The organism is Idiomarina xiamenensis 10-D-4 (assembly GCF_000299895.1).
In the GTDB taxonomy this organism is placed as follows: Bacteria; Pseudomonadota; Gammaproteobacteria; order Enterobacterales; family Alteromonadaceae; genus Idiomarina; species Idiomarina xiamenensis.
Map to the genome: position 1 here is coordinate 1 of NZ_AMRG01000007.1, position 19,906 is coordinate 19,906.

At 50.1% G+C, this 19,906-nt stretch carries 14 protein-coding genes; 5 read left to right on the plus strand and 9 right to left on the minus strand.

Going from position 1 to position 19,906, the window contains the following annotated elements:
- The coding region (locus A10D4_RS06470; RefSeq protein WP_008488481.1) for a PhoX family protein at positions 1-1,493 on the plus strand (1,493 nt) is incomplete at its 5' end.
- Between the two features lie 56 nt (positions 1,494-1,549).
- Here A10D4_RS06470 and greA read toward each other — a convergent pair.
- The 9 genes from greA to grpE form a co-directional block, all read right to left on the minus strand.
- A complete protein-coding gene (gene greA, locus A10D4_RS06475; RefSeq protein ID WP_008488482.1) occupies positions 1,550-2,026 on the minus strand; it encodes a transcription elongation factor GreA in 477 nt (158 codons plus the stop codon).
- Positions 2,023-5,247: a carbamoyl-phosphate synthase large subunit gene (gene carB, locus A10D4_RS06480; RefSeq protein WP_008488483.1), complete on the minus strand. Its 3,225-nt coding sequence runs from the start codon at positions 5,245-5,247 to the stop codon at positions 2,023-2,025. Before carB ends, greA begins: the two co-directional genes overlap by 4 nt.
- A gap of 54 nt (positions 5,248-5,301) precedes the next feature.
- A complete protein-coding gene (gene carA / locus A10D4_RS06485; RefSeq protein ID WP_008488485.1) occupies positions 5,302-6,459 on the minus strand; it encodes a glutamine-hydrolyzing carbamoyl-phosphate synthase small subunit in 1,158 nt (385 codons plus the stop codon).
- Between the two features lie 292 nt (positions 6,460-6,751).
- Positions 6,752-7,537 (minus strand): 4-hydroxy-tetrahydrodipicolinate reductase, encoded by a 786-nt coding sequence (dapB, locus tag A10D4_RS06490; protein WP_008488488.1) that lies wholly within the window; start codon positions 7,535-7,537, stop codon positions 6,752-6,754.
- Positions 7,538-7,576: 39 nt separating this feature from the next.
- On the minus strand, positions 7,577-8,815 hold the full coding sequence (locus A10D4_RS06495) for a dicarboxylate/amino acid:cation symporter (protein WP_008488489.1): 1,239 nt from the start codon (positions 8,813-8,815) through the stop codon (positions 7,577-7,579).
- A 116-nt stretch (positions 8,816-8,931) separates the two neighbouring features.
- Positions 8,932-9,777, minus strand: a complete 846-nt coding sequence (locus A10D4_RS06500; RefSeq protein WP_008488490.1) for a M48 family metallopeptidase — start codon at positions 9,775-9,777, stop codon at positions 8,932-8,934.
- 56 nt (positions 9,778-9,833) lie between these two features.
- Positions 9,834-10,976 carry a molecular chaperone DnaJ gene (gene dnaJ / locus A10D4_RS06505; protein WP_008488491.1) on the minus strand — a complete coding sequence of 381 codons (1,143 nt, stop codon included), beginning with the start codon at positions 10,974-10,976 and terminating at the stop codon, positions 9,834-9,836.
- An 88-nt stretch (positions 10,977-11,064) separates the two neighbouring features.
- Positions 11,065-12,990: a molecular chaperone DnaK gene (dnaK, locus tag A10D4_RS06510; RefSeq protein WP_008488492.1), complete on the minus strand. Its 1,926-nt coding sequence runs from the start codon at positions 12,988-12,990 to the stop codon at positions 11,065-11,067.
- Positions 12,991-13,118: 128 nt separating this feature from the next.
- Positions 13,119-13,769, minus strand: coding sequence for a nucleotide exchange factor GrpE (gene grpE, locus A10D4_RS06515; protein WP_008488493.1), 651 nt, complete (start codon positions 13,767-13,769; stop codon positions 13,119-13,121).
- 140 nt (positions 13,770-13,909) lie between these two features.
- On the opposite strand from grpE, the gene nadK reads away from it, so the two are divergent.
- The 4 genes from nadK to A10D4_RS06535 all read left to right on the plus strand — a co-directional run bounded on the left by nadK (position 13,910) and on the right by A10D4_RS06535 (position 19,890).
- On the plus strand, positions 13,910-14,794 hold the full coding sequence (nadK, locus tag A10D4_RS06520) for an NAD(+) kinase (protein ID WP_008488494.1): 885 nt from the start codon (positions 13,910-13,912) through the stop codon (positions 14,792-14,794).
- Between the two features lie 114 nt (positions 14,795-14,908).
- A complete protein-coding gene (gene recN, locus A10D4_RS06525; RefSeq protein WP_008488496.1) occupies positions 14,909-16,570 on the plus strand; it encodes a DNA repair protein RecN in 1,662 nt (553 codons plus the stop codon).
- Positions 16,571-16,699: 129 nt separating this feature from the next.
- Positions 16,700-17,047 (plus strand): outer membrane protein assembly factor BamE, encoded by a 348-nt coding sequence (locus A10D4_RS06530; RefSeq protein ID WP_008488497.1) that lies wholly within the window; start codon positions 16,700-16,702, stop codon positions 17,045-17,047.
- A 128-nt stretch (positions 17,048-17,175) separates the two neighbouring features.
- Complete coding sequence (locus A10D4_RS06535; RefSeq protein ID WP_008488498.1) at positions 17,176-19,890, plus strand: insulinase family protein; 2,715 nt, start codon at positions 17,176-17,178, stop codon at positions 19,888-19,890.
- The last annotated feature ends 16 nt before the right edge of the window (positions 19,891-19,906 follow it).

Sequence of the window (19,906 nt, forward strand, 5' to 3'; positions counted from 1 at the left end):
CGGTAGCCGGTGCACAAGTCGCAGGTGTTAGCGGCAATCCGGTATTCGCCGTGGTGCAATTTGAGTACACATCGCGCAACGGCGCGGGCGACTCTATGTACGGCCGCTTACCGTCACCGATTGCGGTGTTGACACTGGATCAGAACCCCGCCAACGGCGCCCTTAAATTAGTTAAATACCATAATATCGACACGGCTCCGGTAAACGGTTTGTGGATCACTTGCGGTGCCAGCCTATCGCCTTGGGGTACGCATTTGTCTAGCGAGGAATACGAACCGGATGCTAATGCTCCCGACGATCCCGTGTTTCGTCAATATTGCCGCAACTTATTCGGCAATGAGCAACAAGGTAACCCGTACGACTATGGTCACTTGCCCGAAGTGACCGTGCACCAAGACGGCACTGGCTCGGTAGTCAAACATTACAATCTGGGGCGTATTTCACATGAACTGGTACAAGTCATGCCCGACCAGCGTACCGTGCTGATGGGTGACGATGCCACCAACGGTGGTTTGTTTATGTTTGTCGCTGATAAGCCTCGCGATTTGTCAGCGGGTAGCTTATACGTGGCGAAGTGGTTGCAACGCACTAAGGTGGGCCCTGGCTCCGCCGATATTAGCTGGATCAAGTTAGGTCATGCGACTAGCGCCGAGGTCAAAGCGCTAATCGATAACGGCATTACCGCGCAAGATATTATGGATATTCGTGTTAGCGACCCCAATGATGACAGCTATACCCGCATTCCCTTCAGTGGCAGCATGAATTGGGTCAAACTCAAGCCCGGTATGCAACAAGCCGCCGCTTTTTTAGAAACCCATCGTTACGCAGCGGTCGGTGGTTCATTAGGCTTCACTAAAATGGAAGGCACCACCGTCAATGCCGCCGATAAGAAAGCCTATTCGGCCATGTCCTACGTGTATAAAAGCATGACCGATGGTAGTACCGATATTCAGGTTCAAGGTCCCAACGCTGGTGCCGTCTATGAGCACAACTTAAGTGGCGACCAAAAAGATAGCGACGGCCAAGCTATCAATAGTGAGTGGGTATCGGTACATATGTCGGTGCCGCCCGCCTTAGTCGGTGAAGATTTGGAAAAAGCGGATGACTTAGGCAACACGGCAAACCCTAATCGCATAGCGAATCCCGATAACCTCAAGTTCTCGGAGCAACTTCGCACGCTGTTTATCGGTGAGGACAGCGGCAATCACGTCAACAACTTTCTCTGGGCTTATCATGTCGATAATGGTCAGCTAACACGCATTATGTCGTGTCCGGCTGGTGCCGAATCGACCGGCTTACATGCAGTTGATGAAATCAATGGCTGGACTTATATCATGAGCAACGTGCAACACCCGGGAGATTGGGAAAGTCCGTTACACGATAAAGTACGGGATAAACTGCAACCCTTGATTGATGCCAATTATCGTCATGGTTATAGCGGTTGTGTCGGCTATATCACCGGTACGCCGCAGCTTAATACTCAGCAGTCCTGATAAAAAAGCCTCAGCCAGCTCACGCTTGGCTGAGGCTTTCATTGCAACATTCTGTGCTATTTATATTCGACCGACACTACTTCGTATTCGACTTCGCCGTTTGGCGTGGTGACCACGGCGACATCGTCAACTTCTTTACCGACTAAGGCGCGAGCGATAGGCGAGTTCACCGAAATCAGATTCTGTTTGATATCGGCCTCGTCGTCACCGACGATCTGATAGCTCACTTCGTCTTCGGTGACGGTATTAAACACCGTTACTGTTGAGCCAAAGATAACCCGGCCGTTGTTCGGCATTTTGGTCACGTCGATGATTTGCGCGTTAGATAACTTGGCTTCGATTTCCTGAATACGGCCTTCGCAAAAACCCTGTTGTTCACGCGCCGCGTGATATTCAGCATTCTCTTTCAAGTCACCATGTTCGCGTGCATCGGCAATCGCCTGAATAATACGCGGGCGGTCTTCCGTTTTTAGGCGCTTCAATTCTTGTCGCAATTTTTCTGCGCCACGTTCCGTCATTGGAATCTGGTTCATACTAGGGCAACCCTCTTGTGCAATTCTTGAACCGAGCTGACACGCGCCCGGTCATCTGCAGTGTGCGCTTTTACTGTCGCAAACGCAGCATTTAAAGTGGTGGTATAAATCACTTTGTTCAGCAACGCTTCACGCCGGATATATACCGAATCTTCGATCGCCTGACGCCCCTCAACGGTGTTGATGATGTAACTATATTCACCGTTTTTGATAGCATCGACAATATTCGGACGGCCTTCTTGCAACTTATTCACCACACTACAGCTAATATCAGCAGCGCGCAGAATGTCCGCAGTACCACGAGTCGCTTCTAACTGGAAGCCTAGTGCAATCAGACCACGTGCTAAGTCTACCACAGGTTCTTTGTCACTGTTACGCACCGACAACAAAGCTTTGCCTGACTTGGCCAAGGCCTCACCAGCACCAAGGTTAGCTTTTGCATAGGCTTCTTCAAAACTTTCACCAACGCCCATGACCTCGCCGGTGGAACGCATTTCAGGGCCGCGAATCGGGTCAACACCTTGGAACTTGGCAAACGGGATGACCACTTCTTTGACCGAATAATACGGTGGAATGATTTCTTTGACGTAGCCTTGTTGCGCTAAGCTCTTACCAACCATGACGCGCGCTGCGATCTTGGCTAACGGTACACCGGTGGCTTTCGACACGAAAGGTACAGTACGTGCCGCACGTGGGTTAACTTCGATGAGGTATACCTCATTGTCTTTAACCGCAAACTGCGCATTCATCAAACCATTCACATTCAGTTCGAACGCTAATTTGCGCATTTGTTCACGTAACTGCGCTTGAATGTCGTCGCTTAACGAGTATGGCGGCAACGAGCAAGCGGAATCGCCTGAATGCACGCCGGCCTCTTCGATATGCTGCATGATGCCACCGATAAGGACATCTTCACCGTCGCAAATGGCGTCGACATCGACTTCGATAGCGTTACTAAGAAAACGATCCAGCAATACCGGCGCGTCATTTGATACTTTTACCGCGTCGTTTAAGTAACGACGTAAGTCGGCTTCGTCATAGACCACTTCCATGGCGCGGCCACCCAATACGTATGATGGCCGTACAACCAGCGGATAGCCGATACGCTTGGCTTCTGACAGCGCTTGCGAAATCTCGGTCACCGTCGAGTTCTCCGGTTGTTTCAGGCCTAAACGTTTGACTGCCGCCTGAAACCGCTCACGGTCCTCGGCTCGGTCAATAGCATCCGGTGCCGTACCAATAATAGGTACGCCGTTAGCCTCTAAATCGCGTGCCAGTTTCAACGGTGTCTGACCACCATATTGCACGATAACGCCCTTCGGCTGTTCGATAGCAACGATTTCTAATACATCTTCCAGCGTGATCGGCTCAAAATATAAGCGGTCAGAGGTATCGTAGTCGGTCGAGACCGTTTCTGGGTTACAGTTGACCATGATGGTTTCGTAACCATCTTCGCGCATCGCTAGTGCCGCATGTACACAACAGTAATCGAATTCGATGCCCTGTCCGATACGGTTAGGCCCACCGCCGATAACCATGATCTTATCGCGATTTGATGGTGCCGCCTCACATTCTTCATCATAGCTGGAGTACATGTAAGCGGTGCTTGAAGCAAATTCAGCCGCACAGGTATCAACGCGTTTATAAACCGGACGAATACCTTGTTTGTGACGCTTTTTGCGCACTTCTTTTTCACTCACGTGCAAGATCTGTGCAATACGTTTATCGGCAAAACCACGCTTTTTAAGTGCTCGCATCACTTCGCTAGTGACGCCGGTCAAACCCATCTCGCTGAGCTCTTTTTCACAGTTAACCAAATCTTCGATCTGCACCAAATACCATTCGTCGATGCGCGTCAGTTCAAACACCTCACGCACCGACATGCCCAACCGGAAAGCATCAGCGATATACCAAATACGCTCGGCACCCGGCTCTTTCAGTTCGCGGATAACACGCGCTTGCGCATCATCATCTTGGGCATCGACAATGGGGTCAAAACCGGTTGCATCCAGCTCCAAACCGCGCAACGCTTTTTGCATCGATTCTTGGAAATTACGACCAATCGCCATCACTTCGCCAACCGACTTCATCTGCGTCGTTAAGCGGTCGTTACAACCGGCAAATTTTTCAAAGTTAAAACGTGGGATCTTGGTGACGACATAATCTAATGCCGGCTCAAACGATGCCGGTGTGACACCGCCGGTAATTTCGTTTTCTAACTCATCCAACGTATAGCCGACAGCCAACTTCGCTGCCACTTTGGCAATTGGGAAACCGGTGGCTTTCGACGCCAGTGCCGACGAACGCGAGACGCGCGGGTTCATTTCGATAATGACCATACGACCGGTATCCGGATTGATACCAAACTGTACGTTAGAACCGCCGGTTTCGACGCCAATCTCGCGTAACACCGCCATCGCTGCATCACGCATGATTTGATATTCTTTATCGGTCAGCGTTTGCGCCGGCGCCACGGTAATCGAGTCACCGGTATGAATACCCATCGGGTCGAAGTTTTCGATGGCACAGACGATAATGCAATTGTCATGCTTATCGCGCACCACTTCCATTTCATACTCTTTCCAACCCAACAACGACTCGTCGATTAACAGCTCGTTAGTCGGTGATAAATCAAGGCCACGCTTACAGATTTCTTCGAACTCTTCGCGGTTGTATGCAATACCACCGCCACTGCCACCCATGGTGAACGATGGTCGAATAATACAGGGGAAACCTAAGCGTTCGAGAATATCGAAAGCTTCTTCCATGCTATGCGCTAATTCAGCGTTAGGCGTTTCTAAACCGATTTTTTTCATCGCCTTATCAAAGCGGTCACGGTTTTCGGCTTTGTCGATAGCATCGGCATTAGCGCCGATCATCTCGACCTGATACTTGTCTAAAACGCCGTGCTTGTCTAACTCTAGCGCGCAGTTCAGTGCGGTTTGTCCACCCATGGTCGGCAAAATCGCATCAGGGCGCTCGATATCAATAATTTTTGCCACCACTTCCCAATGAATCGGCTCAATATAAGTCGCATCGGCCATCTCTGGGTCGGTCATGATGGTAGCCGGGTTCGAGTTTACTAGAATGACTCGATAACCCTCTTCGCGCAGCGCCTTACAGGCTTGTGCGCCAGAATAGTCAAACTCGCAGGCCTGACCGATAACAATTGGGCCAGCGCCGAGAATAAGAATACTTTTTATGTCTGTACGTTTTGGCATAGCGTCGCGTTTGTCCCGTTAAATTCGTCAATTCACAGTGCGCAAACGCCCGGCTTAGGCGCGGGCGCTCATCAGTTCAATAAAGTGGTCAAACAATGGCGCTGCATCGTGCGGACCAGGGCTAGCTTCGGGATGTCCCTGAAAGCTAAAAGCCGGTTTATCGGTACGATGAATGCCTTGTAAGGTGCCATCAAACAACGATACATGAGTGATTTTCAGGTTATCGGGTAGGCTCGCTTGATCAACTGCAAAACCGTGATTCTGACTGGTGATCATCACTCGACCACTGTGTTCGTCTTTGACCGGGTGGTTAGCGCCGTGATGACCAAACTTCATTTTTATCGTGCGCGCACCACTGGCTAGTGCTAACAATTGATGGCCTAAGCAAATACCGAAGACTGGCAGTTCACTATCGATCAAGGTTTTAATCGCACGGATAGCATAATCACACGGCTCAGGGTCGCCAGGACCATTAGACAAGAACACGCCATCGGGATTTAACGCTAACACCTCTTCAGCCGGTGTTTGGGCTGGCACTAGCGTTACTTTACAGCCACGGTCAACCAACATCCGTAAAATGTTGCGTTTAACGCCGTAGTCGTACGCCACGACGTGGAATTTCTGCTCGCTCAATTCGCTAAAGCCTAGCCCTAATTGCCAGCTACCTTGCTGCCAAGTGGTGGTCTCTTTAATACAGACTTCCTTGGCCAAATCCATACCTTGTAAACCAGGAAACTGCTGAGCTTTTGCCAACGCCGCATCGACATCTAACTCGGTGCCTGCCGGTAGCGCCATGATGCAACCGTTTTGAGCACCTTTCTCGCGCAAAATACGGGTTAAACGACGGGTATCAATATCTGCTATGGCGACCACATTGTTGGCGCGTAAATAGTCAGACAATGACTGCTGGTTACGAAAGTTACTGGCAATCATCGATTGGTCACGAATAATCAGACCTTTTGCCCAAACCCGGTCGGATTCGGTGTCTTCTGAGTTAGTGCCGTAATTGCCAATGTGGGGATAAGTGAGGGTAACGATCTGTTCTGCGTAGGAGGGGTCGGTGAGAATTTCTTGATAGCCGGTCATCGCCGTATTAAAAACCACTTCCCCGACTGCCGACCCATCAGCACCCAACGCGGTGCCGTGGAAAACAGTGCCATCTGCGAGCACTAGAATGGCCCTGCTAGCGGATTGACTCGCTAAAATGCTCAAAGGTAACCTCCGTACATAAAAAAACGGGTGAATCAAGTAATTTGACTTCCCCGTTTCGTGTTATGGTTCGCGTATAAACCGCGTTACTCCTGCCTTCTTTAGCCTTATTGTCAGCCTAGCTGTCGAAACCGATTGCGGGCAAATATCGCCGGCAAACTGAATCTGGCAAATTGGACGTAGTGTATTAAAAAATTCACTTTTCGTCTAGCGCTAATTAACCCGCCATGAGCAAATCTGGCGCAGTTTATGCTTAACATCTGTATAGCGTTGCCAGCAGTTCGTTAACACCGGTTTAATCAGACGTTTTCAGTAACTCTGCCAGTGCAGCCTCAATACCCAGCATATCACTCATTTTATAACGTCCCGGCGCTTGTTTCATTAACCAAGCGGCGGCGCGCAGCGCACCATCAGCGAAAACCTGTCGATTAGCCACTCGATGGGTAATTTCGATGCGCTCATTGTCATCGACAAAGTAGGCACTATGTTCACCGACAATATCTCCAGCACGCAAACAGGCGAAACCGATGCTGCCGGTTTGCCGTTCACCCGCACCGCGTATACCAGCGCTAACGTCAGCTAGGCGTTGGCCACGCCCCGCCGCCGCGGCTTCGCCAAGCAGTAACGCGGTACCAGAGGGAGCGTCCAGCTTGCGCTTATGGTGTGCTTCGACAATTTCGATGTCGGCTTCGGCCAGTACCTGACTGCTGATACGCACTAATTGCTGCAACAGATTCACACCCACGCTGGTGTTAGCCGCGTACAATACCGGCACCTTTTTTGCGGCGGCATCTAACAGACGTTGGTCGGTATCTGATAAGCCAGTAGTGCACACCACTATCGGTAATTGTTGACGTTGTGCCAGTGCCAAATTATCGGACAGTGCTTGCACGCTGGAAAAGTCGACGATGACATCACAATGCGACCAGTCAACTTGGTTGACCGCGACTACGTGTTGCTGCTCGGCAAGTGCCGTTGACTGTTCCCGCACGATACCGATAACATCGATATCGCGCGCTGCGGCGGCACGGCTTAATGCTTGTCCCATACGACCAGAGGCGCCTAAAATAGCAAGTTGCATGAACATCCTTGATAGTCGTTATTGATGTAGCTGCTTATGCTACTGATTTCTGGCGTCGGCTGCCAACAAAACCTGCTCATCGACTTGTCCCTCAGATCGTCCCACGACTAGCGCCACCATCATGTCGCCGGTGACATTGGTCAAGGTTCGTACCATATCAATCACGCGGTCGATGGCAGCAACGAAAGCGATCCCCTCTAATGGCAAACCCACAGCGTTCAGGGTAACTGTCAGCATGACCATAGCGGTGCCCGGTACGCCAGCGGTTCCCACCGAGGCTAAGGTTGCGGTAGTAACGATTAACAGATAATCCATCCACTGCAGCGGAATATTGTACAATTGCGCGATAAAAATCGCTGCAATGGCCGGATAAATGCCACCACAACCGTCCATGTTGATCGTCGCACCGAGTGGTAATACGAAGCTGGCATATTCTTTAGAAACCCCAAGCCGTTCGGTAACCGCCTTGTGCGCCGCAGGCAAACTGCCGAAACTACTACAGGTGGTAAACGCCACGACTTGGGCATCGAACACGGCTTTAAAAAAACGCCAAGGGCTGACCCCGCCAGCAAAGCGCACAAAGCTACCGTACACCAATACGATATGAAGCAAGCACGCCAAATAGATAGCACCGACGAATTTGAGTAACGGCAACAAGCTCGCTAAACCATAGCTACCGACGACCCATGCCATCAAACCGAACACCCCTAATGGAGTTAATTGCAATACCATTCGGGTGATGCTGTACATCACTTCGGCGCCACCTTTGATACTACGTTGCAGCGCCGCAGCCGGCTCGCCGACACGATTAATGGCTATTCCTACCAACGCCGCAAACACCACAATTTGCAGCACGTTACCTTGCGCTAATGCAGCAAACGGGTTGACTGGGACCATATTCAGCAACACTTGTGCCGCTGACGGGACTTCTTTTACCACCGCGGCACCTTTTACCAAATGCTCGGTGGGAGTGATATCGAGCAATGAGCCGACCGTTAAGCCGATGACGCTGGCAATCACAGCCGTTAGCAAAAACAGACCGATGGTTTTGACACCTAAGCGACCTAATTGCTGCGAGCTTTGCAGGCTGGTGATAGCGCTGACGATGGCACAAAAAATTAATGGCGCAACGAGCATTTTAATGGCGCTAATAAATAAATCACCGAGTGGCTTCATCGCCATACCGATGTCGGCGTCGATAACCGCCACGACTACACCTAATACGAATGCCGCCAACACCCGTTGCCAAAACGGAATTGCAAACCACCACTTAAGCATCGCTGGTTCCTGCTACGCAAGATAAAAGAAAGGCCGCCACATTAACCAATGTGACGGCCTTGAGAAAGTCGATTTTGCTCTATCTTATAGCGATTGCTTTTGACCGAGATATCGGCTTAAGGTCGGCGACAGTTGGGTAAATCACCTTGTTGCTGACGCCGTTGATAAATTGGCGTGACTTCGGGTAAGCGTTTTTCAATCGCGTTGATACGGCTTTGTGGCGAGGGGTGAGTCGATAAAAACTCCAGCGGCGCTTTGCCTCCTTGCGCCGCCATATTACGCCACAAGTCGGCGGCTGCAGCTGGGTCAAAGCCGGCTGCAGCCATGTAGTCCAAACCGAGCGCATCGGCCTCTGATTCATGCGTACGCGAGAACGGCAAAATTACCCCCACTTGCGTACCCAAGCCTAAACCGGCCATGATCAAGCCAGCGGTATTGTTATCGGTATTGCCAGCAATGTAAGCGCCAGCCACCTCAAGCCCTAAGCCGGCAACCATGTTAGTGGATAACCGCTCATTACTATGACCGGCAATAACGTGGCCGATTTCATGGCCCATCACCGCCGCCAATTGTGCTGGCGTTTCGGCGACTTTTAACAAACCTTGATAAACGCCGATATGCCCACCCGGTAAGGCAAATGCATTCACCTGATCAGACACGAATACATTCACTTCCCACGGCTGTTCTGCATAGGGTGCAGGAAGTTCGGCAATCAACGCATCAGCGATACATTGAACGTAAGCATTGACCTTAGCATCTTTGCTAACTTGTTCCTGAGCTTTCATCTCCTGATAAGATTTATCACCCATTTGATCAAGTTGTGAGCTCGATAATAATTGCAACTGCGAACGCCCCGTTGGCGATTGTGCGCAACTTGCTAAAATCGCTGCCGCGGCGACCGCAGTCAGGGTTAATACCCAACCCTTAACGCTGCTCACGCTTAACTTCCGTGCTTTTACCATGGTTTTATCCTCTATTGACACCGCTTGCCCGAGTCAATCAATTACGCCAACTCGCCTTAACTGCGCAAATCGTCGAAAAACTTTTTCACACCGTCGAAAAAGCCTTTCTCTTTGGGACGATAACGCGCGGCTTCGTCGCCTTCACCCATCGAACTTTCTAATTCGCTGAGTAGATCTCGCTGACGGTCAGACAAATTCACGGGTGTTTCGATTAACACCTTGCAAATCAAATCGCCAGTAGCACCTGTGCGTACCGACTTAACGCCCTTGCCGCGTAATCGGAACAAGCGTCCAGTTTGTGTTTCTTGCGGTACTTTTAGCTTCACTTTGCCGTCGAGTGTCGGTACTTCAATTTCGCCACCTAGGGCCGCTCGCGTAAAGCTCACCGGTACTTCGCAATATAGGTTATTACCGTCGCGTTTGAAAATTGGATGTTCGCGAACGTGAACTTGTACGTATAAATCACCTGCTGGAGCACCATGCTCGCCCGCTTCACCTTCTCCGGCTAAGCGAATGCGGTCACCGGTATCAACACCAGACGGAATTTTCACCGACAAGGTTTTGGTCTTTTCGACACGGCCATGGCCATGACAGGTGCGGCAAGGATCTTTGATCACTTGACCGGTACCACGGCAATGCGGACAGGTTTGCTGCACGGCAAAAAAGCCTTGGCGCATCTGAATCTGACCGGAGCCGTGACAATGACCACAAGTTTCTGGTTTACTGCCCGCGCGAGCACCGCTACCGTTGCAGTCTTCGCAATTGACTAAGGTCGGAATTTTCAATTCAACCGACTTACCGCGTACCGCATCTTCCAACGATAACTCTAAGTTGTAGCGTAAATCAGCGCCACGCTGAGCTCGTGTTTGTTGGCGTCGTCCGCCACCAAAAATATCGCCAAAAACATCACCAAAGATGTCAGCAAAATCGGCACCGCCGGCGCCGCCGCCAAAACCACCACCACCGCGCGCTGGATCAAAAGCATCGTGGCCATATTGATCGTATGCACGACGTTTGTCGGCATCGGCCAACACTTCGTAAGCCTCGTTAACCTCTTTAAACTTGATCTCTAGCGCTTTATCGCCCTTGGTACGGTCTGGGTGATACTTCATCGCCAGGCGTTTATAGGCTTTTTTGATATCGCGCTCGCTGGCGTCGCGAGCGACACCCAGCACTTCATAATAATCGCGTTTCGCCATCGTCCTAATACTTCCGCTCTGTTAAACAAAAAACACGGGCATTACCGTTGGTAACACCCGTGCACTGCGACTGGTATGCACCAACCGATTACTTCTTGTCGTCGTCTTTGACTTCTTCAAACTCCGCATCGACAACATCATCAGCATCCTGCTTGGCGCCGCCGCTATCGGCTGCGTCCGCCGCGCCCTGCTGTGCTTGCTGCTGCTGAGCCGCTTCCATCAATTTTTGCGACGCCTCTAACAAGGCTTGTGATTTCTGGTCGATAGCGTCTTTATCGGTACCTTTTGCCGCTTCTTCCAGTTCATCAGCGGCTTTCTCGATGGCTTGTTTGTCTTCTGCTGGCAATTGCTCACCGGCTTCTTCCAATTGCTTACGCGTTGCGTGCACTAAACCATCGGCTTGGTTACGCGCCTGCACCAACTCTTCGAACTTTTTATCTTCGTCCGCATGAGCTTCGGCGTCGCGTACCATTTTCTCGACTTCAGACTCGTCCAGACCAGAAGACGCCTTAATGGTAATTTTCTGCTCTTTACCAGTGTCTTTATCGCTCGCCGATACGTGTAAGATACCATCGGCATCAATATCAAATGTCACTTCGATTTGTGGCACGCCACGTGCTGCCGCACGAATACCTTCAAGATTAAACTGACCCAGTGACTTGTTATCAGCCGAACGCTTACGCTCACCTTGTAACACGTGAATGGTCACCGCCGATTGATTATCTTCCGCAGTCGAGAACGTCTGCGACTTCTTGGTCGGAACCGTGGTGTTCTTTTCAATCAGCTTAGTCATCACGCCGCCCATGGTTTCGATACCTAGCGACAATGGCGTGACGTCCAGCAACAGTACGTCTTTAACATCACCTTGCAAGACACCGGCTTGTACCGCGGCACCCACAGCAACCGCTTCGTCAGGGTTAACGTCACGACGTGGCTCTTTACCAAAGAAGTCAGTCACCACCGCTTGCACTTTAGGCATACGGGTTTGACCACCCACCATAATAATATCGTTAACGTCGCCAACCGACAGATCGGCATCTGCCAACGCTTGTTTCAACGGCTCTAAGGTACGTGAAATCAAATCTTCAACCAGTGACTCTAACTTAGCACGAGTCACTTTAATTGCCATGTGCTTAGGACCCGACGCATCAGCCGTTACATACGGCAAGTTGACTTCGGTTTGCTGTGCTGATGACAATTCAATTTTGGCTTTTTCAGCGGCTTCTTTTAAACGCTGCATAGCCAACGGATCTTTACGTAAATCGATGCCTTGGTCTTTCTTGAACTGCTCGACCAAATAGTTGATTAAACGGTTATCAAAGTCTTCACCACCCAGATGGGTATCACCATTAGTGGCCAATACTTCAAAGGTGTGCTCACCCTCGACTTCGTCAATTTCGATGATAGAAATATCGAAAGTACCACCACCTAAGTCGTAAACCGCGATAACGTTATCGCCCTTTTTCTTGTCCATGCCGTATGCCAACGCCGCCGCGGTCGGCTCGTTGATAATACGTTTAACTTCTAAGCCAGCGATACGACCGGCATCTTTAGTGGCCTGACGCTGTGCGTCGTTAAAGTAAGCCGGTACCGTAATAACCGCTTCGGTTACTTTTTCACCCAAGAAGTCTTCGGCAGTTTTCTTCATTTTTTTCAGCACTTCGGCTGAAATTTGTGGTGGCGCTTTCTTATCGCCCGCCACTTCTACCCAGGCATCACCGTTATCGGCTTTAACGATACTGTAAGGCATGATGCTGATATCACGTTGAACTTCATCATCTTCAAAACGACGACCGATCAAACGCTTAATCGCAAACAAGGTTTTATTAGGGTTAGTCACCGCCTGACGTTTGGCCGGTGAACCCACTAAAATTTCGCCATCATCGGTGTATGCAACAACCGATGGCGTGGTACGGTCACCCTCGGCGTTTTCGATAACGCGCGCTTTACCGCCGTCTAATACGGCTAAGCAAGAGTTCGTTGTACCTAAATCAATACCAATAACTTTACCCATAATTCCTCTCCAACAATTCTGTGCCAGAAAATATCTGTTACCTGTTATTTGGGGACTTTTGCTGCTATTTCAATACCCCAAGCAGGGTTATTACTAAAAATATTGCGCCAATATTCGGCCGCAGACAATTAAGCTTCGGTGTCCACACCACCACTATTACGAGCCACCATCACCATGGCTGGGCGTAACAAACGACCATTTAACTGATAGCCCCGTTGCATCACCGCCATCACCGAGTTATTCGCGTGTGCTGTCGACTCTTGCATCGACATCGCTTGGTGCAAGTCTGGGTTAAAGGCTTCGCCCTCTTCACCCACCGCGGCCACGCCAAATTTTTCCAACGTAGCAACCAAGCCTTTATGCGTTAGCTCGATGCCCTCGACAAAGTTTGTCGACACGTCATCACTGGTCTGCGCCAGTTGCAAAGCGCGTTCCAGGTTATCAACCGTACTTAATAATTCAGCGGCAAATTTTTCGAGCGCAAACTTTTGCGCTTTTTCTACATCTTGAGCAGCGCGACGACGTACGTTCTCGCTTTCTGCAGCGGCACGTAATACGCTGTCTTTCTGCTCGGTGAGCTTAGCTTCAGCTTTGCTCAGCGCCAATTCCAGCTCAGCCACGCGTTGTTGTAGCTGTGTTTGCTGCTCTTGGTCACCTTGCTCACCTGGCTGTTCAGGCTGTGCCGAGGCATTTGCCTGTGCTTGCTCAGTCTGCTGCTCAGCGGCAGTATCCTGCTGCGTGGACTGAGTCTGCTGTTCGGACGTATTTTTGTCACTCATCGCATTCACTCTTTAATCGTTGCTGATTGATGATGCCTAGTTATGGGGATTGCCCCGACAGTTTCAAGGGCTAATATTGAAACGCAGCATTATTCAGCGTAATTTTAACCGTCGATGGCGAACGAGAAAGGATCACGGTGATGGCCGACGCGCATTTTTCTACCATAGGTTTGCTGGGTAAAGCCCACCACGAGGACGCCCAGAAAACATTACTAAAGCTATATAAAGCGCTGACCGACAGCGGTTACGATGTGCTCATCGAGGAGCGTTGTGCCGAGCAATTGCATTGCGATAACAATGGTCAAGTGGTGAGCTTGGCTGAGCTAGGGGAACGTGCGCAATTAGCTGTCGTGGTGGGTGGTGACGGTAACATGCTAGGCGCGGCACGGGTGTTATGCGAGTACGACATTGGCGTCATCGGCGTAAACCGCGGCAATCTTGGCTTTTTGACCGATTTGAGCCCAGACAATGTGTTAGAGCCGTTGCATGAAGTGCTGGCGGGACACTATGTGGTAGAGCATCGTTTTTTATTAGCCGCTGAGGTGATCACTAGTGGCAGTAGTGCCGGTTTGGGTCGCGCCATCAACGAAGTCGTATTGCATTCTGATAAAGTAGCGCACATGATCGAATTCGAGGTGTACGTCGATGATCACTTTGTCTATAGCCAGCGCTCCGACGGCCTGATCGTCGCGACACCAACCGGCTCAACCGCCTACTCGTTATCCGGTGGCGGTCCGATTTTGACTCCCAATTTAGACGCTATCACCCTGGTGCCGATGTTTCCGCATACCCTCAGTAGTCGCCCGGTGGTGTTAGACGGCAACAGCGAGATACGCCTGCGTGCCGCATTTGACAATGATTTACTACAAATCAGTTGCGACGGTCATGTGCGCATGGCAGTACATCCCGGTGACGATATCTTGATCCGTAAACATCCGCGCTCGTTAAAGCTGATTCACCCTGTCGGTTACAGTTACTTCCATGTATTGCGTAATAAATTGGCTTGGGGCAGCCGCTTGTTTTAACAGCAACTGACAACACCTATAGAAAATTTTGACGCAGCACTTGCGTTCTGCCAGAACTACTGTATAAATACTGTATATAACTACTGTATAAATACACAGTCTGCGGAGGGTCGCATGCTTACCGAACTACACGTTAAACATTTTGCTGTGGTCAAATCGCTGAGTATTGAATTTAAACAAGGGATGACCGCCATTACCGGTGAAACCGGCGCTGGTAAATCCATTGCATTAGATGCCTTGAGCTTGTGTCTAGGTGACCGCGCCGATGCCCAAGCGGTACGCCCCGGCGCCGATAAAGCCGAAGTGATTGCCTGCTTTCAAGTTACTCTCGACAGCCCTGCGTATCACTGGTTACAAGCCCATGAATTTAATACCGATGACTGTGTCTTACGTCGCGTAGTGACACGCGAGGGGCGTTCAAAAGCATGGATCAACGGCAGTCCAGTACCGGCTGCACAATTAAAAAGCTTAGCGCCGCTATTAGTCAATATTCACGGCCAACACGAGCATCAGCTGCTAACCCGTGACGAACATCAGCTACAGTTATTAGATCAGTATGCCGGTCACAACTCATTGTTAATGCAAGTCACCGAGCGCTATCAGCAGTGGGCACAACTGCAACGTGAATGGAAACAACTTAAGCAACAGCGGCAAGAATACGAGGCGCAGCGCCAACTGCTGCAATATCAGGTCTCTGAACTGGATGAATTCGCCTTAGCTGAAGGTGAATTTGATGATATCGAAGAGCAACATAGACGCCTTGCGCATACAGCAACGCTGGCCGATGAAAGCCTATTTGCATTAAACGCCATTTATGAAGGTGAGCACAATAACGCCTTTAGTTTGATTCAAACCGCACTCGAGCGTTTACGTCAACAACTGAGTATTGATAATGGCCTACAGGGTGCGGTTGATATGCTCAGTGAAGGTGCAGTGCAAATTGAAGAAGCGACCCGAGAACTGCGCCATTACCAAGAGTCTCTCGATAGCGATCCAGCGTTGTTAGCGCACTTAGACAAGCGTATGAGCGGTGCCCTGCAACTCGCCAAAAAGCATCAAATTGAGCCAGCGCAACTGTACCAGCATCATCAGCAATTACGCCAACAACTGCAAACTATCGACGCCGCTGGCGAACGCAGTGAAGGCTTGGAAACTGCTATCGAACAAGCACGGCAGCAATATCGGCAAGCGGCTCAACAATTGTCCGAAAGCCGCCAGCATGCCGCTCAACAATTAGGTCAGCGCATTAGCGACAGTATGCAAAAACTCAACATGGCGCATGGTCGCTTTGTCATTGAGGTTGAGCATCAGGCGCAAGCGGCAGCGACAAAATCAGGCACCGATGAGATCAGCTTTATGGTCAGCACAAACCCTGGTCAACCATTGCAGCCGTTAGCAAAAGTCGCTTCGGGCGGTGAATTATCGCGTATCAGTTTGGCGATTCAAGTGATGACCTCAACCCAACTGACCACACCAACGTTGATGTTTGACGAAGTTGATGTTGGCGTGAGTGGACCAACAGCAGCAGTTGTCGGCGCCATGCTGCGTAGCCTAGGTGCGCAAGCGCAGATTATCTGTGTTACTCACTTGCCACAAGTCGCGGCCAAGGCACACCAGCAGTTGCTGGTCAGCAAATTAACCGACGGACAACAAACCGAGACGCAGGTGCTGGCGTTAAACCACGACGACCGCATACAGGAATTAGCACGCTTGCTCGGTGGCGATCACATTACCGCTACCACCCGCGCCAACGCGGAAGAGCTGTTAGCGGGTTAGCGGAACTGCACAATGTATCTATGGTCTATCTAGCAAGAATTCCTTGGCGGCTCTGGTCAACCTGAGCCGCTTTGTTTATTATCGGGTCAGCATCATTTACTCGCATTACAGAATCAAAGTTAGGTGAATATGAAAGCAGTGTTAATGGGGGCCGCGGTATTATTACTGAGCGGTTGCTCAACCTTAGATAAAATGGTTTATCGCATCGACATCCCGCAAGGTAACTATTTAGAGCAACGTGATATCGATAAATTACGTATCGGTATGAGTAAAGAGCAAGTTGCCTTTGTGTTGGGTAAGCCGGTTTCAGCCAATGCGTTTAACCAAGACGTATGGCACTACGTGTATCAACTCGATCCGAACAGTGGCGATATTTATCGTCGCGAAGCCATTTTAACCTTCACCGATGGCGCCTTAAGCAATTATGAAGGCGATTTTGACCTACCCGAAGATTTTAATACACCGCTTGATCAGTAAGCTCACTTAAGCAGTAATAAAATGACGGTGCTGGCAGCAGCGCCGCTTTTTTAACTCAGTTAGTTATGGAAGACGAGGTCGTTACTCACTCAGCTGCGTCGAAACGCCAGAACAAGGAACAATAGCTTATGCCCACAGCGGTGAAGAGCGCTAACCACGAGGTCATTAGTAGTCCCTTAGATCAACGCCAGTACCAGTTACTGCAGCTAGCTAATGGTTTGCCGGTAACCGTGGTGCATGACCCAAAGGCGCAGCAAAGCGCTGCCGCGATGGCGATTAACGCCGGTCATTTTGACGACCCGCAAGACGTGCAGGGGTTGGCTCACTTCCTTGAGCATATGCTATTTTTAGGTACCCAACGCTATCCCGAAGCGGATGACTATCAGCAGTTCATCAGTCAATATGGCGGCCACCATAACGCTTGGACCGGCACCGAGTTTACCAATTTTTATTTTAATATCGACAGTGAGCAGTTTGCGCCTGCGTTAGCACGCTTTTGCGAATTCTTTAAGCAGCCACTATTTAGCCAGCATTGGATAGAAAAAGAGCGACAATCTGTTGAGTCTGAGTTTCGCCTTAAACAACAAGACGAATTACGTCGGCTGTACCAAGTACACAAAGTAACTGCCAATCCCGCGCACCCATTTGCCAAATTTTCGGTCGGTAACCTGCAAACCTTACAAGACACAGCTGACAAAACCTTACAACAGCATCTGCAAGCCTTCTTTAGCGAACACTATTCAGCCAATCGTATGAGCTTGGTGCTCGTTGGCCCGCAAGCGCTAGAGGAATTGGCCCAACTGGCACAACATTACTTTGCCGACGTAGCCAATCACGGCCGTGAAAAGCTCACCGTTAATGAACCGTTATATCGTCCTGAGCAGTTGGCAACTTGCATTTATATGCGACCGATTAAGGTGGCCCGGCGATTAATACTCACCTTCCCGCTGCCCAGCATTGATAACGACTATCGCTACAAAACCACCAGCTTTCTGGCGCACATTATCGGTTACGAAGGCCCTGGTAGCTTGTATTCGGCACTACGACAACGACAGTGGGTGACCAGCCTGTCGGCGGGTGGCGGTATTAGCGGCAGTAACTTTAAAGATTTTAATGTCAATTTGCAGTTAACCGAGTCCGGTTACGAGCAGATAGAAGCCGTCACACGCTGGGTACTTGCCTACATTCGGCTGATCGAGCGGCAAGGGTTGGAAACGTGGCGTTATCAAGAGCGCCATAACACCGTGGCACTGCGTTTTCGCTATCAAGAGCCAACCCGCCCGCTAGATTTGGCGGCGCAATTAGCCATTAACCGCTTTCATTATAGCGCTGAAGATATCGTCTACGGCGATTATCGTATGGATGGTTTAAACATCGAGCAAGCGCAGCAAACACTAGCCTTGATGCAAGTCAATAACCTACGTATGACGGTCATTGCTAACGATGTGCCAGTCGATCAGGTGACGCCACTATACGATGCCGAATACAGTATGGTGCCATTAACAAAACAGCAGCGCTTTGCGCTACAGCAAGTGCCCGACGACTTTCATGCGCAGCTACCGGCACCCAATCCATATATTCCAGAAGACTTGCAAGCACAACCATTGAGCAAAGCAGATGCTGCGAAGCTGAGTCATCCACAAGCCCTCATTAGGCAATGCGGCTTAACCATCTGGCACTATCAAGATCCCGATTTTCGGGTACCCAAAGGCCATATTTACGTCAACTTTTTAGCTGCCAATGTGGTTAAAGATGCACGCCACTTTGCCATTGCCAGGCTTTGGTGTGAAATGCTCATGGATGCCCTAAACGAAGCTTGCTATGACGCCGAAGTGGCCGGTTTACATTTTAATATTTATCCGCAACAAACCGGTATTAGCGTGCATTTAACCGGCCTATCGGCTGGCTTATTGACATTGCTTAAACAGATTTTGGTGGCGTTCAAGCATGCAGTCTTAGATCCATCACGCTGGCAATCGTTAAAACACAATTTAATGAGTAACTGGCGCTCAGCGCACACGCACAAGCCGGTTAACCAATTGTTTGCCGAGCTCAATCATCGTTTGCAACCGGGCTGTTTTCCGTTGCTAACGTTAGCTGAAGCGATCGAAGATTTGAGCTTTGCGGAGTTTCATCAAACCGCCGAGCAACTGTTGCAACAAGTCGAGGCAGTAGCCTTATGTCATGGCGACTGGCAGGCTGACGTTGCCACCGAGTTACAGCAATTGTTAGCGCAACATGTGCACTGTAATGATACTCGCGATCAATTGCCGCATGTGCAGATGTTAGCACGCGGCGAACAACAGGAAACGCTAGCCACGCAACATAACGACAGCGCCATCGTGCTTTATAATCAAGGCCAACAAGACGATTTGCACGAACAAACTGGCTACATGCTACTCAATCACTTGCTCGGTCCGGACATTTTTACGCGCCTGCGCACGCAGCAGCAACTGGGCTATCTGGTCGGCAGTAGCTATTTACCCATGCGCCGCCATCCGGGCTTGCTCATTTATATTCAATCGCCTAGCCATGAACCAGCGCAGTTAAGAGAACATATTAGTCGTTGCTTACAACAATTAGTTGCTGAATTGGCACATTTACAAGCCTCAGAATGGCAAGACGCCTGCGCCAGCATTTGTGCGCAAATTAACGACAGTGACCCTAATTTACGGGTTCGTAGTCAACGTTTTTGGGGCGCCATCAGTCTTGGTGATGAGTGTTTTGACCGTGCTCAGCAGATACAACAGTCACTACAACGATGGGATCAAGCCGCACTGTTACGTTTTGCCCAACAGCGCTTGTTGCAACAGCCTGCAAATTTGTGGCTAATGAGCGATTGAGGCTTTTGACAGGGTT

What these genes read in the sequence shown, in the direction of transcription:
- greA (WP_008488482.1), bottom strand. Translation starts at nt 2,026, where the DNA reads ATGAACCAGATTCCAATGACGGAACGTGGCGCAGAAAAATTGCGACAA.
- carB (WP_008488483.1), bottom strand. Translation starts at nt 5,247, where the DNA reads ATGCCAAAACGTACAGACATAAAAAGTATTCTTATTCTCGGCGCTGGC.
- dapB (WP_008488488.1), bottom strand. Translation starts at nt 7,537, where the DNA reads ATGCAACTTGCTATTTTAGGCGCCTCTGGTCGTATGGGACAAGCATTA.
- A10D4_RS06495 (WP_008488489.1), bottom strand. Translation starts at nt 8,815, where the DNA reads ATGCTTAAGTGGTGGTTTGCAATTCCGTTTTGGCAACGGGTGTTGGCG.
- A10D4_RS06500 (WP_008488490.1), bottom strand. Translation starts at nt 9,777, where the DNA reads ATGGTAAAAGCACGGAAGTTAAGCGTGAGCAGCGTTAAGGGTTGGGTA.
- dnaJ (WP_008488491.1), bottom strand. Translation starts at nt 10,976, where the DNA reads ATGGCGAAACGCGATTATTATGAAGTGCTGGGTGTCGCTCGCGACGCC.
- dnaK (WP_008488492.1), bottom strand. Translation starts at nt 12,990, where the DNA reads ATGGGTAAAGTTATTGGTATTGATTTAGGTACAACGAACTCTTGCTTA.
- grpE (WP_008488493.1), bottom strand. Translation starts at nt 13,769, where the DNA reads ATGAGTGACAAAAATACGTCCGAACAGCAGACTCAGTCCACGCAGCAG.
- nadK (WP_008488494.1), top strand. Translation starts at nt 13,910, where the DNA reads ATGGCCGACGCGCATTTTTCTACCATAGGTTTGCTGGGTAAAGCCCAC.
- recN (WP_008488496.1), top strand. Translation starts at nt 14,909, where the DNA reads ATGCTTACCGAACTACACGTTAAACATTTTGCTGTGGTCAAATCGCTG.
- A10D4_RS06530 (WP_008488497.1), top strand. Translation starts at nt 16,700, where the DNA reads ATGAAAGCAGTGTTAATGGGGGCCGCGGTATTATTACTGAGCGGTTGC.
- A10D4_RS06535 (WP_008488498.1), top strand. Translation starts at nt 17,176, where the DNA reads ATGCCCACAGCGGTGAAGAGCGCTAACCACGAGGTCATTAGTAGTCCC.